Origin of the sequence: Sphingomonas sp. DC5200-1, from assembly GCF_049897245.1 — a bacterium.
GTDB classification, from domain to species: domain Bacteria; phylum Pseudomonadota; class Alphaproteobacteria; order Sphingomonadales; family Sphingomonadaceae; genus Sphingomonas; species Sphingomonas aquatilis.
This window is the reverse complement of record NZ_JAFCVW010000004.1, coordinates 465095-479240: the sequence shown is the minus strand read 5'-3', so window position 1 is coordinate 479240 and position 14146 is coordinate 465095. Positions and strand designations below refer to the sequence as shown.

At 68.1% G+C, this 14146-nt stretch carries 13 protein-coding genes and 1 tRNA gene; 7 read left to right on the top strand and 7 right to left on the bottom strand.

Features of this window, described 5'->3' with window-relative positions:
- Positions 1-3: 3 nt before the first annotated feature.
- Together ACP7A3_RS11360 and ACP7A3_RS11355 are read right to left on the bottom strand one after the other, a co-directional pair.
- On the bottom strand, positions 4-810 hold the full coding sequence (locus ACP7A3_RS11360) for a DUF429 domain-containing protein (protein WP_426255628.1): 807 nt from the start codon (positions 808-810) through the stop codon (positions 4-6).
- A gap of 64 nt (positions 811-874) precedes the next feature.
- Positions 875-948, bottom strand: a tRNA-Gln gene (locus tag ACP7A3_RS11355).
- A 181-nt stretch (positions 949-1129) separates the two neighbouring features.
- Here ACP7A3_RS11355 and ACP7A3_RS11350 point away from each other — a divergent pair.
- Together ACP7A3_RS11350 and ACP7A3_RS11345 are read left to right on the top strand one after the other, a co-directional pair.
- A complete protein-coding gene (locus tag ACP7A3_RS11350) occupies positions 1130-2152 on the top strand; it encodes a Ppx/GppA phosphatase family protein (RefSeq protein WP_043061398.1) in 1023 nt (340 codons plus the stop codon).
- A 10-nt stretch (positions 2153-2162) separates the two neighbouring features.
- Entirely contained in the window at positions 2163-2834 is a 672-nt protein-coding gene (locus ACP7A3_RS11345; RefSeq protein ID WP_043061399.1) for an RlmE family RNA methyltransferase, read from the top strand.
- Positions 2835-3442: 608 nt separating this feature from the next.
- Here the strand turns inward: ACP7A3_RS11345 and rpoZ are convergent.
- A complete protein-coding gene (gene rpoZ / locus ACP7A3_RS11340; protein ID WP_017980196.1) occupies positions 3443-3787 on the bottom strand; it encodes a DNA-directed RNA polymerase subunit omega in 345 nt (114 codons plus the stop codon).
- Between the two features lie 320 nt (positions 3788-4107).
- On the opposite strand from rpoZ, the gene ACP7A3_RS11335 reads away from it, so the two are divergent.
- Positions 4108-5277, top strand: a complete 1170-nt coding sequence (locus ACP7A3_RS11335; RefSeq protein WP_426255627.1) for a phospholipase D-like domain-containing protein — start codon at positions 4108-4110, stop codon at positions 5275-5277.
- 7 nt (positions 5278-5284) lie between these two features.
- Here ACP7A3_RS11335 and ACP7A3_RS11330 read toward each other — a convergent pair whose 3' ends face one another.
- Both ACP7A3_RS11330 and ACP7A3_RS11325 read right to left on the bottom strand, forming a co-directional pair.
- The gene (locus tag ACP7A3_RS11330) at positions 5285-5770 is read right to left on the bottom strand and encodes a MarR family winged helix-turn-helix transcriptional regulator (protein ID WP_147036313.1); all 486 of its coding nucleotides are present in this window, start codon (positions 5768-5770) and stop codon (positions 5285-5287) included.
- A gap of 90 nt (positions 5771-5860) precedes the next feature.
- Positions 5861-6472 (bottom strand): class I SAM-dependent methyltransferase, encoded by a 612-nt coding sequence (locus ACP7A3_RS11325; RefSeq protein WP_017980199.1) that lies wholly within the window; start codon positions 6470-6472, stop codon positions 5861-5863.
- A 197-nt stretch (positions 6473-6669) separates the two neighbouring features.
- Between ACP7A3_RS11325 and ACP7A3_RS11320 the strand changes: the two genes are divergently transcribed.
- Together ACP7A3_RS11320 and ACP7A3_RS11315 are read left to right on the top strand one after the other, a co-directional pair.
- Complete coding sequence (locus tag ACP7A3_RS11320) at positions 6670-7026, top strand: antibiotic biosynthesis monooxygenase family protein (protein WP_426255626.1); 357 nt, start codon at positions 6670-6672, stop codon at positions 7024-7026.
- On the top strand, positions 7023-8318 hold the full coding sequence (locus ACP7A3_RS11315) for an MFS transporter (RefSeq protein ID WP_426255625.1): 1296 nt from the start codon (positions 7023-7025) through the stop codon (positions 8316-8318). The genes ACP7A3_RS11320 and ACP7A3_RS11315 overlap by 4 nt, the downstream gene beginning before the upstream one ends.
- 115 nt (positions 8319-8433) lie before the next feature.
- Here ACP7A3_RS11315 and ACP7A3_RS11310 read toward each other — a convergent pair whose 3' ends face one another.
- On the bottom strand, positions 8434-10725 hold the full coding sequence (locus ACP7A3_RS11310) for a CDC48 family AAA ATPase (RefSeq protein ID WP_426255624.1): 2292 nt from the start codon (positions 10723-10725) through the stop codon (positions 8434-8436).
- Between the two features lie 305 nt (positions 10726-11030).
- Here ACP7A3_RS11310 and ACP7A3_RS11305 point away from each other — a divergent pair, with 305 nt between their 5' ends.
- The gene (locus tag ACP7A3_RS11305) at positions 11031-11918 is read left to right on the top strand and encodes a LysR substrate-binding domain-containing protein (RefSeq protein ID WP_426255623.1); all 888 of its coding nucleotides are present in this window, start codon (positions 11031-11033) and stop codon (positions 11916-11918) included.
- A gap of 178 nt (positions 11919-12096) precedes the next feature.
- Here the strand turns inward: ACP7A3_RS11305 and ACP7A3_RS11300 are convergent, their stop codons facing one another.
- Positions 12097-12567 (bottom strand): peptidylprolyl isomerase, encoded by a 471-nt coding sequence (locus tag ACP7A3_RS11300; RefSeq protein ID WP_017980204.1) that lies wholly within the window; start codon positions 12565-12567, stop codon positions 12097-12099.
- A gap of 143 nt (positions 12568-12710) precedes the next feature.
- Here ACP7A3_RS11300 and mgtE point away from each other — a divergent pair, with 143 nt between their 5' ends.
- Positions 12711-14114 carry a magnesium transporter gene (gene mgtE, locus ACP7A3_RS11295; RefSeq protein WP_426255622.1) on the top strand — a complete coding sequence of 468 codons (1404 nt, stop codon included), beginning with the start codon at positions 12711-12713 and terminating at the stop codon, positions 14112-14114.
- Positions 14115-14146 lie beyond the last annotated feature (32 nt).

The window sequence follows — 14146 nt, the reverse complement described above, 5'->3', positions numbered from 1 at the left end:
CGTTCAACCGGCGAAGGGCGCCGCCGTTCCGCCCTCGCGCGGCACCCAGATCGCCGACTCCGCATCGCCATAGGCGTCCGCCTGCCCGCCGATCGCAGTGATCCCCACCCAGGCGCAGACGATCGCGTCGATCATGTCTTCGTGCGCCTTGCGCGCGACACCGCTCGCGTCGTCAGACAAAGGGGGCAGCGCCGCCTCCACGCCATCGATCCGGGTCGCCAGCAGGTCCACGATCCGCGCCCATTCCGCCGCCAGCAACACGCGCCGCGCGGCCAGCGATTCGTCCGGCCAATAGCTGCGCGTCTTCGACGCCTTATACGGCAGCCGCCGCGGCGCCTGCGCCAGCACGACCAGCGCCGGGTGCGGATAGACCTCGATCAGCCCGCCGGCCTGCGCATTGGCGGTGCGCAGCGGATAGCCCGCATCCTCGAACCCTGCCCGCAAGCGGTCGGAGAGCGGCCCCGGTCGCGCCGCGCTGGGCGAATGCGTGCCACAATAGCGCCCACCGAAGGCCCGCGTGATCGCATTGTCCGACGCGCGCCGCGCGACGATCGGCGTGCGGGCCAGCGGCATGTCGATGGCGACCAGATCGACCCGCGCGCCCGCCAGCGCCTCGGCCGCGGCGAGCAGCGCAGGCGCATCAGGCAACGATCCCCGCGGCGGCGCGTCGCACGCCTCGCCCTCCGCCAGACACAGGAAATGGTCGTACGATGGCGCCACCGCGCGCAATCGCCAGCGCTCGGCCTCCAACACCGCGAGCGCGACGCCGCTCGGCTGCCCCGCGGTCCACGCGGCATCGATCCCCAGCACGGCCTGCGTGGGGGTGGGATCAACATCAGCGATGGGAGGGACGCTCGTAGGAGCAGGTGGTAAGTGGATGCCCGACAAGGATTCGAACCTTGATTGACGGAGTCAGAGTCCGCTCTCTTACCATTAGAGGATCGGGCAACGAGGGCCGCGCATCTAGGCGGGCACCGTGAGCCTGTCAACAGGGCAAATTGCTCGCCTTGTCGCAAGGGCTTGTACGCGCTACCTAGAGGGCAAGCACCGAGCGGGGCGTTCATCCCCGTGACGGCAGAACAGAAACAGATAGAAAGTCACCACGGCTATGGGGGATCGTTCCGCCCGAATGCCGTACCGGCAGGCCCCGCCTGCCCGTTCGGCGCCGAGCCGACCGCAACGCGGTCGCTGGTCCGATGCGCAGGCCTTTGCCGCGCTCGACCTCGGCACCAACAATTGCCGGCTGTTGATTGCCCGGCCGCAGGGCGATGGCTTCGCCGTCATCGATGCCTTTTCGCGCATCGTTCGGCTGGGCGAAGGCCTCGCCGCGACCGGCCGGCTGAGCGACGCCGCGATCGAACGCACCATCGCCGCGCTGCGCGTCTGCGCCGACAAGTTGAAGCGCCGCAACGTCACGCTCGCCCGCTCGGTCGCGACCGAAGCGTGCCGGCGGGCGAGCAACGGGCAGGATTTCATCGCGCGCGCGCTCGCGGAAACCGGCATCCACCTCGACATCATCTCGGCCGAGGAGGAGGCGCGGCTGGCGGTGCTGGGCTGCCATGCGCTGATCGAACCGGGCGACGACCCCGCGCTGATCTTCGACATCGGCGGCGGCTCGACCGAACTGGTGCTGATCGACACGACGCGAGGCAGCATGCCGCGCGTGCTCGACTGGCATTCGGCGCCGTGGGGCGTGGTGTCGCTGACCGAACATGCCGGCGGCGGCGAGGGCGAAGGCGGCCGCCTCGCGGCCTATGAGCGGATGCGCGGCATCGTCGCGGACAGTTTCGCCGATTTCGCCGGCCGCTTGCCGAAGAACGTCCGGCGCCCGCGCCTGCTCGGCACCAGCGGCACGGTGACGACGCTCGGCAGCGTCCATCTGGGGCTCAGCCATTACGACCGTGCGCAGGTCGACGGCCTGATCGTGCCCGCCGATGCGATGCGGCGGATCAGTGCCGATCTGTCGCGCAAATCGGTCAAGGAGCGCGCGCAGCTCGCCTGCATCGGATCGGAACGCGCCGACCTGGTGGTCGCAGGCTGCGCGATCCTCGAAACGATCCTCGATTTGTGGCCGGCGGAGCGGCTGGGTATCGCCGACCGCGGCATTCGCGAAGGCATCCTGCGCCGCCTGATGGGCAGCCCCAGACCATGAGTGTCATGACATGAGTAGAGACGGCGGCGGCCTGCGCACCCGCGTCAAGACCGCGCGCGGCCGCACCGCGCAATCGACGCGCTGGCTCGAACGCCAGCTCAACGACCCCTATGTCCGCCGCGCCAAGGCGGAGGGCTATCGCAGCCGCGCGGCGTACAAATTGCTCGAACTCGACGAACGGTTCGGCATCATCCAGGGCAAGCGCCGCGTGGTCGATCTCGGCATCGCGCCGGGCGGCTGGAGCCAGGTGATCCGTCGCCGCGTGCCCAAGGCGGCGGTGGTTGGCATCGATCTGCTGCCGGTCGATCCGATCGACGGCGTCACCATCTTCCAGATGGACTTCATGGACGATGCCGCGCCGGACGTGCTGATGGAGGCGCTGGGCGGCGCGCCCGACCTGGTGATGTCGGACATGGCGGCGAACACCGTCGGCCACCCGCAGACCGACGCGCTGCGCACCATGGCGCTGGTCGAAACCGCACTCGCCTTCGCGGTCGACGTGCTGGAGAAGGGCGGCACCTTCGTCGCCAAGGTCTTTGCCGGCGGCGCCGATGCGCAATTGGTCGCCGAGATGAAGCGCAACTTCCAAACGGTGAAGCACGCCAAGCCGCCCAGCAGCCGCAAGGGCTCGGTGGAATGGTTCGTCGTGGCGCAGGGGTTCAAGGGCAGGTCAGCGGAATAGCCACGCTATTCCGCGTCGCGGACCTGCCCACGGCCAGCGTCGCGAACGCGACGACTGACGACGCGGCTTCGCCGCGGCGGGGCCTTTCGCGCAGCTCCAGCCGTCATCCCAGCGAAGACCCCAGCCTCCGCTGGGGTGACGATAGCGGTCGGAGCTCGGAGCGCTGGCTCCTCAGCATTCCTCCCCCGCCAGGGGGAGATGGCAGCGCCTCAGCGCTGACGGAGGGGGAGGATGCGGTGACGGCAGCGTTCGCGGAAGCACCCCCTCCACCACCCGCTGCGCGGGCGGTTCCCAGCGCAGGGTCGATCATGCCCCCGGCATGATCTTGGATTGCTGGGAGCAATCCAACCCTGCACTCCCGCTAACGCGAGGGAGGAATTGCATATCTCCCAAAACCCGCCCGCCGCGGCAAAGCCGCGTCGTCAGTCGTCGCGTTGCGACGCTGGCCGCGGATCGGTCCGAGGCGCGGATTAGCGCGGCTAATCCGCTAGCCGATCCCCCAAACGCAAACGACGCGGCAAAGCCGCGTCGTCAGTCGGGCTTGGCGCCCGCTGGCCGTGGACTGGTCCGCGACGCGGATTAGCCTAGGCTAATCCGCTGACCAGTCCTCACCCGTCGTAATCGGCGCCGAGATTCTGGTTCCGCGGCGGCGCAGCGGCGGTCAGGCGAAGCGCTTCGGCCGAGGCCGCGAGCGAGCCGACGGCGTCGACTTCATCGTCGTCGTCGATCTGGACGCGCTGCAGGCTGTTGACCACTGCCTCTTCCAGATGATCGGGGCGGACCAGCTCGTCGGCGATTTCGCGCAGCGCGACGACCGGGTTCTTGTCGCGATCGCGATCGAGCAGCAGTTCCGCACCGCCCGAAATCTGCCGCGCGCGCTGCGCAGCGAACAGGACCAGGTCGAAACGGTTGGGGATCTTGTCGACGCAATCCTCGACGGTAACGCGCGCCATGGACGCTTTCCTTCGCAAATACCGATTCAGTAAGGGGCGGCGTGTAGGCGGAGGCTGTGGGTAAAGTCAAGGAAATCGGGCCCCCGGGGGTGCGGACGTGTCGCAGGTGAGCGCCGCTGGCCCCACCTGATCCGTCACCCCGGACTTGGTCCGGGGTCCACCAAGCCGCAAGGGAGGAGTAAGAGCCTCCAGCCATCCCCCTCGCCGCGGAGTGGACCCCGGACCAAGTCCGGGGTGACGGATCGGGTGGGCCGAGGTCACGTTCATAATACCTCACCCTTACTTGCCACCCGGCGCACCGACGGGCACAGACGAGCGCGATGGATGCGCCCGCTCCCCAGCCGACCTTCGCGGTCGATGGCAATCGGCTGACGCTGCTCGACACCGGCCCGCGCCGCCTCGACGCGCTGCTCGCGCTGATCGCGGGCGCGACCCATTCGCTGCGCATCCTCTATTACATCTACGCCGACGACGCGACCGGACGCCGCGTCAATGCCGCGCTGATCGCCGCAGCGGAACGCGGCGTCGACACCGCGCTGATCGTCGACGGCTTCGGCAGCGAGACCGACGATGCCTTTTACGAGCCGCTACGCGAGGCCGGCGTATCCGTGTGCCGCTTCGCGCCGCGGTTCGGGCGCCGCTATCTGCTGCGCAACCACCAGAAGCTGGCGCTCGCCGATGCGGGGCAGTCGGGCGAGCGGATCATCATCGGCGGGTTCAACGTCGAGGACGATTATTTCGGCACCCCCGCGCAGGAAGCGTGGCGCGACCTGGGGCTGCTGGTCGAGGGGCCGGCGGCGGGTCGGCTGGCGGGCTATTTCGACGCCCTGCACGACTGGCTGCGGCTGCCCAAAGGCAAGGTGCGCCCGCTCAACAAGGCGCTGGCGCGGTGGAGCGAGGCGCATGGTGACACACGCTGGCTGATCGGCGGGCCGACGCGGCGCCTGTCGCCCTGGGCGCGGGCAGTGCGCGACGACCTGCGCCGTGGCAAGCGGATCGACATCATCGCCGCCTATTTCACGCCCTCGCCCACCATTCTGCGCCGACTGGACAAGGCCGGGCGCCGCAAGGCGAAGGTGCGCGTCGTCACCGCGTCCAAATCCGACAACAATGCGACGATCGCGGCGGCGCGCTTCACCTATGCGGGCCTGCTGCGCAAGGGCGTCGCGCTGTACGAATATCTGCCGACCAAGCTGCACACCAAACTCTACGTCATCGACGACGTCGTCTATGTCGGATCGGCCAATTTCGACATGCGCAGCCTGTTCATCAACATGGAGCTGATGCTGCGCGTCCACGACGCCGCCTTCGCCGCGCATGTCCGGCGCTATATCGAGGGCGAGATTGCGCGATCGCAGCCGATCACGCGCAGCTGGTACAAGGCGCATACCGGCGTGCTGCAGCGCCTGCGCCAGTTCGCCGCCTATCTGCTGATCGCGGTGGTCGATCCCAGCGTGTCGCGCGGGCTGAATTTCGGCATCGACGACTAGCCGCGCGTCAACGGCCCAGCGCGTCGATCTGCGCGCGCGCCTCTGCGGGGATCAGCGCCTCCATCACCGCCCAATAGCCCGCCACCGCCTCTTGCCCGGCATAGCTGTACGCCTTGGCCATGCGGTCGCGTTGCTCCTCGAACAAGGCGGTTTCCAGAGCGACCCCCTGTTCCGTCAGCCGCAACAGGCGCTGGCGACGATCGACGTCCCCGGCGCGCATGCAGACGAGATCGCGATCGACCAGATCCTTCATCACCCGGCCGAGCGACTGTTTGGTCACCGCCAGCAACAACAGCAGATCGCCGACGGTGACGTCGGGACAGCGCCCGATGAAATAAAGCGCGCGGTGATGCGCGCGCCCCAGGCCCAGTTCGGCCAGCTTTTCGTCCGCCGTGCGCAGAAACCGCGTCTGGGCGAACATCATCAATTCCATGCCGCGGCGGATCGCAGTGTCGCGCAGGAACAGGGCAGAGGAATGCTTCGGAGCGTCCATATCGGACGCGATTAGCTTAACCTTCGATGCAGGAAAAGGGCCCGTATCGGCAAAATCGTTTGATTGTGTCGCTACAGGCCGCGCTGGCGATCAATCCTTCCACGCCCAATACAGCTGCGCGGGGGGCACGTTCCACCATTCCATATCATGATCGATGTTGGTGAAATGGGGGGTGAGGAAGTCCTTCACCTTGGGCGAGAATTGATAGACCAGGAACGCGCCGCCGGTACGGATCACGCGATGCGTCGCCGCGGCGATCGCCGGGCCGACGCCGGCGGGCAACGTCGAGAAGGGCAGACCCGACAGCACGTAATCGGCATGGTCGTGCCCGCGTTCGCGCACGATCCGCTCGACGTCCGCCGCCGATCCCTCGACCGCGACGAAGCGCGAATCCGTGATCGTGTGGTCGAGGTAGCGGATGAAATCGGGGTTGGTGTCGATCGCGATCAGCGTCGCGTCGGGCGCCATCCGCTCCAGGATCGGGCGGCAGAAGGTGCCGACGCCGGGACCATATTCGACGAACAGCTTGCACGCCGACCAGTCGACCGGCGCGAGCATCTTGCGGATCAGCTTGTCCGACGACGGGATGATCGACCCCACCATCACCGGATGCTTCAGGAAGCCCTGAAAGAACATCGCGACCGGGCTCGGCACGCCGGTGCCACGGGTACGGCGCCTGGCGGCGGTGGTCGAAGAGGGCATCGGTTTCCTGTCGTTGATCGCGTGTCGGGACCCCGCGCAGGACCGCGCGGAAAATACCCCGTGCCACGTTTCCCGAACGCGTTTCAAGACATGCGGTTGCGTCGCGCCCTGCGGTTCGTCGCAGCGAGCGCTCCGGAGACACGGCTTGCCCTGCCCCGTCGCCGGACTAGGAAGGGGATGACGGAGGGGAAGAAACCATGGCGGAGCAACGGTCTGGCGAGGTCGCGGTGATCTTCACCTCGCAGCGCAACGGCGCCGACGCGGCGGGCTATGACGCCGCCGCGGAGGCAATGGCGACGCTGGCGGCACGCCAACCGGGCTATCGCGGCGTCGACAGCGTGCGGGGCGCCGACGGCGCCGGCATCACGATCAGCTATTGGGCGGACGAGGCGGCGGCCATCGCCTGGCGCGACCAGCCCGATCATGCCGCGATCCGCGAGGCGGGTCGGGCGCATTGGTACGACCGCTATCAGGTCATCGTCTGCGCCGTGATGCGCGACTATGCCTGGGACCGCGCCGGGGCCTGGGACCGCGCCGGGCACCGCGCCGCATGACCGGCCGGACCCGCGGCCCGATGGACCGGCGCTTTGCGCTCATGTTCCTCGTCATGCTGACGATCGCGGCGGGCAATACCGCGCTGCAATCGATCCTCCCCGCGCTGGGGCGCTCGCTGAAGGTCGCCGACAGCGCCGTCGCCGCCGCCTTTTCGGTATCGGCGCTGTTATGGGTGATCGCCGCGCCCTTTTGGGCGAACCGGTCCGACCGGCACGGGCATCGCGCGATGATCCTGCTGGGCGTCGGCGGCTTTTCGGTGTCGCTCAGCCTGTGCGGCCTGTTCCTCGCCGCCGGGATCAACGGCTGGATCGGCGGCACCGCCGCCTTCGGCCTCTTCATCGCCGGCCGGCTGATCTACGGCACGTTCGGCTCCGCCGCGCCGCCCGCGGTACAAGCGCTGGTCGCCGGCGAGACGAGCCGTGAGGATCGCACGCGCGCCCTCACCCTGCTCGCCAGCGCCTTCGGCCTCGGCACGATCCTGGGGCCGGCGATCGCGCCCTATCTGCTGCTCGGCCATATCGGCCGTGTCGAGGTCGGGCTGGCCGGTCCCGCCTTCGTCTTCGCGGTGTTCGGCGTGGGCGTGTGGATCACGGTGCGCGCGATCCTGCCCGACGACCGGCGGGCGGCGTTCCACGAACATGGCACCTCCTCCGCCTATCCCTCGATCGGCGGCGCCCCCACCGGCGCGACCGTCGCCGCCGCGACGCAGCCGCATAGCGAGCATGTCGGCTATCTCGATCCCCGCGTGCGCGCCTGGATGATCGCGGGACTCGTGATGGGCCATGCGCAGGCGATGACCAGCCAGGCGATCGGCTTCCTCGTCATCGATCGCCTGCACATCGCGCCCGCGCTGGCGCTGGAGCCGACCGGCATCGTGCTGATGATGGGCGCGGGCGCGGCGCTGCTGGTGCAATGGGGGGTGATCCCGCTGCTCAGCCTCACGCCGCGCCGGCTGGTGCTGGTGGGGCTGGTGCTCGCCGCGATCGGCGTGGCGCTGACCGGGCTCGCGACGTCGCTGTACGGCATCGCCACCGCTTATGCGCTGGCGAACCTGGGCTTCGGCTTCACACGGCCGGGGTTCACCGCAGGGTCGAGCCTTGCCGTAGGACCCGCCGCGCAAGGGTCGGTGGCCGGCAAGGTGACGAGCGTCAACGGCGCGAGCTTCGTCCTCGGCCCCTCGATCGGCGTCGGCCTGTACGAACTGTCGCGTCCGCTGCCGTACCTGACCGCGGCGGCGGCGCTGGTGGTGCTGTTCGTCTATGCGTGGGTGGCGTTGAAGGAGCGGGCCTGATCCGCGCGCGTCGCAAACCGTTCGCCCTGAGCCTGTCGAAGGGCAGGGCGCCACGAGCGATACGCTTGTGGAAACCCGTGCTTCGACAGGCTCAGCACGAACGGCGAGCGGAGGCTCAGTCCGCGCCCTTCGGCCCGCGCGCGCGCAATTGGCCGGGGGAGATGAAGCCGATCGGCTGGATCGCCGCCGCATCCTGCTTCAGCTGCGCGGCGATCTTTTCGTAATCCTTCTCCATCTCGGGCGTCACGCTCGCCCGCGATTCGGTCAGCGCCGATTCGAAGTCCGCCATCGTCACCGCGGTCGATTGCAGCGATCGCCGCAGCGCGACCAAGCCGGCGCGACGAACTACATCCTCCAGATCGGCACCGGTAAACCGATCGGTCTGGCGCGCGATCGCGTCCAGATCGACATCGTCGGCCAACGGCATCTTCTGCGTCTGAATGCCCAAGATACGCCGACGCCCCTCCTGGTTGGGCACACCGACATAGACCAGCTCGTCGAACCGCCCCGGCCGCAGCAGCGCGGGATCGATCAGGTTCGGCCGGTTGGTCGCGCCGATGACGACGACCGATTGCAGTTCCTCCAGCCCGTCCATCTCGGCGAGGATCGTGTTGACCACGCGTTCGGTCACCTGCGGTTCGCCGAGACCGCCGCCGCGCGCGGGCACCAGGCTGTCGAGTTCGTCGATGAAGATCACGCACGGCGCCACCTGCCGCGCGCGCTGGAACAGGCGCGTGATCTGCTGCTCGCTCTCGCCATACCATTTCGACAGTAGGTCGCTCGATTTGGTGGCGATGAAATTCGCCTCCGCCTCACGCGCCACCGCCTTGGCGAGCAGCGTCTTGCCGGTGCCCGGCGGGCCATAGAGCAGGAACCCCTTGGCCGGCCGAATACCCAGCCGGCGGAAAGCATCGGGGTCCTTCAGCGGCAGCTCGACGCCTTCCTTCAGCCGGTTCTGCGCCGCATCGAGGCCACCGACATCGTCCCAGCGCACGCGCGGCGCCTCGACCATCACCTCGCGCATCGCGCTCGGCTGGACGCGCTTCAGCGCCTCGAGGAAGTCCTCGCGCGTCACCGACAGCTCGTCGAGCACCTCGGCCGGGATCGTCCGCTCTTCCAGGTTCAGCTTGGGCATGATCCGCCGCACCGCCTCGATCGCCGCCTCGCGGGTCAGCGCGGCCAGGTCGGCGCCGACGAAGCCATAGGTGGTGCGCGCCAATTCGACGAGGTCGACCTTGTCGCCCAGCGGCATGCCGCGGGTGTGGATGCCCAGGATTTCGCGACGGCCGCGCTCGTCGGGCACGCCGACGACGATCTCGCGATCGAAGCGGCCCGGCCGACGCAGCGCTTCGTCGATCGCCTCGGGCCGATTGGTCGCGGCGATCACGACGAGATTCGCGCGCGCCTCCAGCCCGTCCATCAGCGTCAGCAGCTGCGCGACGACGCGCTTCTCCGCCTCGCCCTGCACGCTGCCGCGCTTGGGCGCGATCGAATCGATCTCGTCGATGAAGACGATCGACGGCGCGCTCTTCGTGGCTTCCTCGAAAATCTCACGCAGTCGGCCCTCGGACTCGCCATAGGCCGAGCCCATGATCTCGGGGCCATTGATCAGAAAGAAAGACGCATCGCTCTCGTTCGCCACGGCGCGCGCGAGGCGCGTCTTGCCGGTGCCCGGCGGGCCATAGAGCAGCAGGCCCTTGGGCGGATCGACGCCCAGCCGCTGGAACAGCTCGGGGTAGCGCAGCGGCAGTTCGACCATCTCGCGCAGCTGGTCGATCGTCTGCGCCATGCCGCCGATATCGTCATAGGTCACGTCGGCGCGGCGCTGCGTCGGCTCCTCATATTCGGGGCGCAGCTCCACCTCGGTATTCTCGTCGATATGGACGATGCCCTTGGGGCTGGCCGACACGACCGACAGGCGGATTTCCTGCAACGCATAGGCCGGCGCGTTCATGAACTGCTGGATGCCCGGCGGCATGTTGCCGACGCGCTGGTGCCCCGCGGTCGCGACGACGTCGCCTTGGCAGAGCGGCCGCCCGAAGAAGGTGCGCTTCAGCGCCTGCGGCTGGCCCTGCAAGCGCAGATTGGCCTGCGCAGGCGCGAAGACGACGCGCGTCGCGGGCTTCGATTCCACTTTCCGCACCTCGACGAAATCGCCCGCGCCGACGCCGGCATTGGCGCGCTGCAAGCCGTCGATGCGCAGGATCTCGATCCCCTCATCCTCGGGATACGGCCCGACGGCGCGCGCGGGCGTCGACTGTTTGCCGACGATCTCGATCACGTCGCCCTCGCCCACGCCCAGCGCGGCCATCAGGCTGCGCGGCAGGTGCGCGAGGCCGCGGCCGGAATCCTCTGGACGGCTGTTTGCCACCTGGATCTTACGCGTCGGGGTATCGCTGTCGGCCATCCACTCTCGTCCTGCAGGGTGCGTTCGAAGCGCGTGAGATAGGAAGGCGGTTCCGATGGTGCGAGGGTGAAGCTTTTGAAAACGCGCTCGCGCGCGTCGGCGGCTCCGGCCTGCTGCGCGCGTTTCGCCGAAAACACAAAAAAAGGGCCGGCGAAAACGCCAGCCCGGGAAAGTTTTTAGGAGAGGATGCCTGAAAGGCCCGTCCTCTTTCCTCTCCGCAGCTTTATGTTGCAAGTGCGAAAAGATTCGATACGATTGCACAATCTGCATTCGTTGACGCGACACTGGGGCGAGGAAGGACCGCGATGCGCAGATTGCCGCCGCTGGGCGCCATCGAGGCGTTCGTGCAAGTCGCTCGACTGGGGTCGGTGAAGGCTGCCGCCACCGAACTGGCGCTGTCCGCCCCCGCGCTCAGTCGCCGCGTCCAGAGCCTGGAACGCTTTATCGGGCGGCCGCTGTTCGAACGCCGCCACCAAGCGATGGTGTTGAACGCGGATGGCGACCGGCTGCTCGGCCAGATCGCGCCGATGCTCGACAGTCTGTCGGATACGATCGAGGAGATGATGGGGCATAGCGACGTGCTGCGCCTGCGCCTCGGCATCCTGCCGCTGTTCGCCTCGCAGCGCCTGTTCCCGCGGCTGGGCGAGTTGCGCGCGGCGCATCCGGAACTGCATCTCGATATCGACACCGCCGGCCACGGCATCGCGCGGCTGGGCGAAGGGCTCGACGCGGTGATCGCTTTGTCGCGCGAGATCGATCCGACGCTGTACGCCAAGCGGCTCGACCGCAATTCGGTCTATGTCATCGGCGCGCGCACGTTGCTGGAGGGCCCCGACCCGATCACCCGGCCCGCGCAGTTGAGCGGCCTGACCGCGCTGATCCATCGCGAGATGCCCGACAATTTCACCGCATGGCGCGACGCGGCGGGCATCGACCCCACCATCGAGCCGCTGGCGATCGACTATTTCGATTCGGGCGCCTTGATGCTGGAGGCCGCGGCGCAGGGCATCGGCGTCGCCTTCATGCACGAAAGCCATTTCCAGGACGCCCGCGATCCGCGGCTGGTGCGCCTGTTCGATATCGTGGTGGAAAGCCCGTACAGCTATTGGTTCGTCTGCCGCCCCCGCGCGCTGCAACAGCGCCCGGTCCGCATGTTCCACGACTGGCTGATCCGGACGCTGGGCGAGGTTTAACGGTCGGGACGATCAGCGGACGTCCCGCATCCTCCCCCTCCGTCACCGGCCTGGCCGGCGACACCTCCCCCTGGCGGGGGAGGCATGAGGTCGAAGTCCTCCCCCGCCAGGGGGAGGTGGCAGGCCGTATGGCCTGACGGAGGGGGAGGACACGGCGCCCTCGCCCCCCCAAACGGCGTTACTCCGCCTTGGCGCTGACGATCTTGCCCGGATTGCGGGGCGGCTCGCCCTTGGGCAGCTTGTCGATCAGGTCCATGCCGTCGGTCACTTCGCCCCAGACGGTATACTGGTTGTCGAGGAAGCGCGCGTCGTCGAAGCAGATGAAGAACTGGCTGTTCGCCGAATTGGGATCGCTGGTCCGCGCCATCGAGCAGACGCCGCGCACGTGCGGCTCTTTGTTGAACTCCTGCTTCAGGTTCGGCTTCGACGACCCGCCGGTGCCGTCGCCACGACCGCCGTCGCCGCCCTGCGCCATGAAGCCCGGGATCACGCGGTGGAACGGCACGCCATTATAGAAGCCTTCGTTCGCCAGCTCGCCGATGCGCGCGACGTGGTTCGGCGCCAGATCGGGGCGCAGCTTGATCGTGACGTCGCCCTGTTCGGACCCGGTGTCGAGCGTCAGCGTCAGCGTGGTGAAGGTATCGGCCATGTGTTGTCCTTTATGGTGTTGCCGCAGCAGGTAGTGTCGCTTCGGCCGAAGGGCAAATCCCCGAAGGGTGGCCAATCGTGCCGCAGCGCGGTAGACGCCCCCGATTGCACCACGACACGATTGCAGCACGGACGGAGGCAGCGATGAGCGATACCGAGCTTCCCGAGATGCTGGCCGCCGAACAGGACGAGCTGGACGAGGACGATCGCCTGCGTCCCGAATTCGTCGATGCGGTGCTGGATGCGGTGCGCGCGGGCGACGACGAGGAAGCGCGCGCGCTGGTCGAGCCGCTGCACCCGGCCGACATCGCCGACCTGTTCGAACTAACCCCGCATGAGGATCGCGCCGGCCTCGCCCGCGCGCTGAAGGATTTGCTCGACGGCGACGTCTTCGCCGAGATGAACGATTACGTCCGCGAGGACCTGATCGACGCGCTGACCCCGACCGAGGTCGCCGACATCGCGAGCGAGCTCGACACCGACGACGCGGTCGCGATCATCGAGGATCTGGAGGAAGCCGACCAGCGCGCCGTGCTGCGCGCGCTCGACCCCGACGATCGCGCCGCGATCGAAGAGGCGCTGTCCTACCCGGAGGAAACCGCCGGCCGCCTGATGCAGCGCGAGCTGATCGCGGTGCCCGATCACTGGACCGTCGGCGACGTCATCGACTTCCTGCGCCACCACGAAGAGCTGACCACCGACTTCTGGGAAATCTTCGTCGTCGATGCCGGCCACCACCCGGTCGGCACGTGCCAACTGTCGTGGATCCTGCGCACGCCGCGCAGCATCGCGATCGGCGATGTGATGAAGCGCGAACAGACGCTGATCCCGGTCGACATGGATCAGGAAGAGGTTGCGCTCCGCTTCCAGAAATACGCGCTCATCAGCGCCGCGGTGGTCGATGCGTCCGACCGGCTCGTCGGCATGATCACCGTCGACGATATCGTCCACATCATTCAGCAGGAGGCGGGCGAGGACGCCCTCCGCCTGTCCGGCGCCGGCGAAGGCGACATCAACGAACCGATCCGCTTCACCGTGCGCACGCGCATCGCGTGGCTGGTGGTGAATCTGGGCGCGACGATGCTGTCGGCATCGGTCGTCGGCCTGTTCCAGGGCGAGATCGCCCGCTTTGCCCTGCTCGCCGCGCTGATGCCGATCGTGTCGGCACTGGGCGGCAATGCGGGTACGCAGACGCTCGCCGTCGTCGTCCGCGCGCTCGCGACCAACCAGCTCACCAGCTCGAACACGGTGCGCATGCTGGCGCGCGAATTCCAGATCGCGCTGTGCAACGGCGGCGCGCTCGGCCTGGTCGGCGCGGTCGGCAGCTATGTGATCCTCGGCAACCTGCAATTGTCGATCGTGTTCGCGATCGCCATGGTCATCAACTCGATCGTCGCCGGCCTCGTCGGCGTCATCGTGCCGGTGGCGCTCGACAAGGCCAATGTCGATCCGGCGGTGTCGTCGGCGGTGTTCGTGACGACCGCGACCGACGTGATGGGGTTCTTTTCGTTCCTGGGACTGGCGTCGCTCTGGGGTTTGGGCGGGTAATCCTTCTTAGTCCTCCCCCGCCAGGGCGTGCG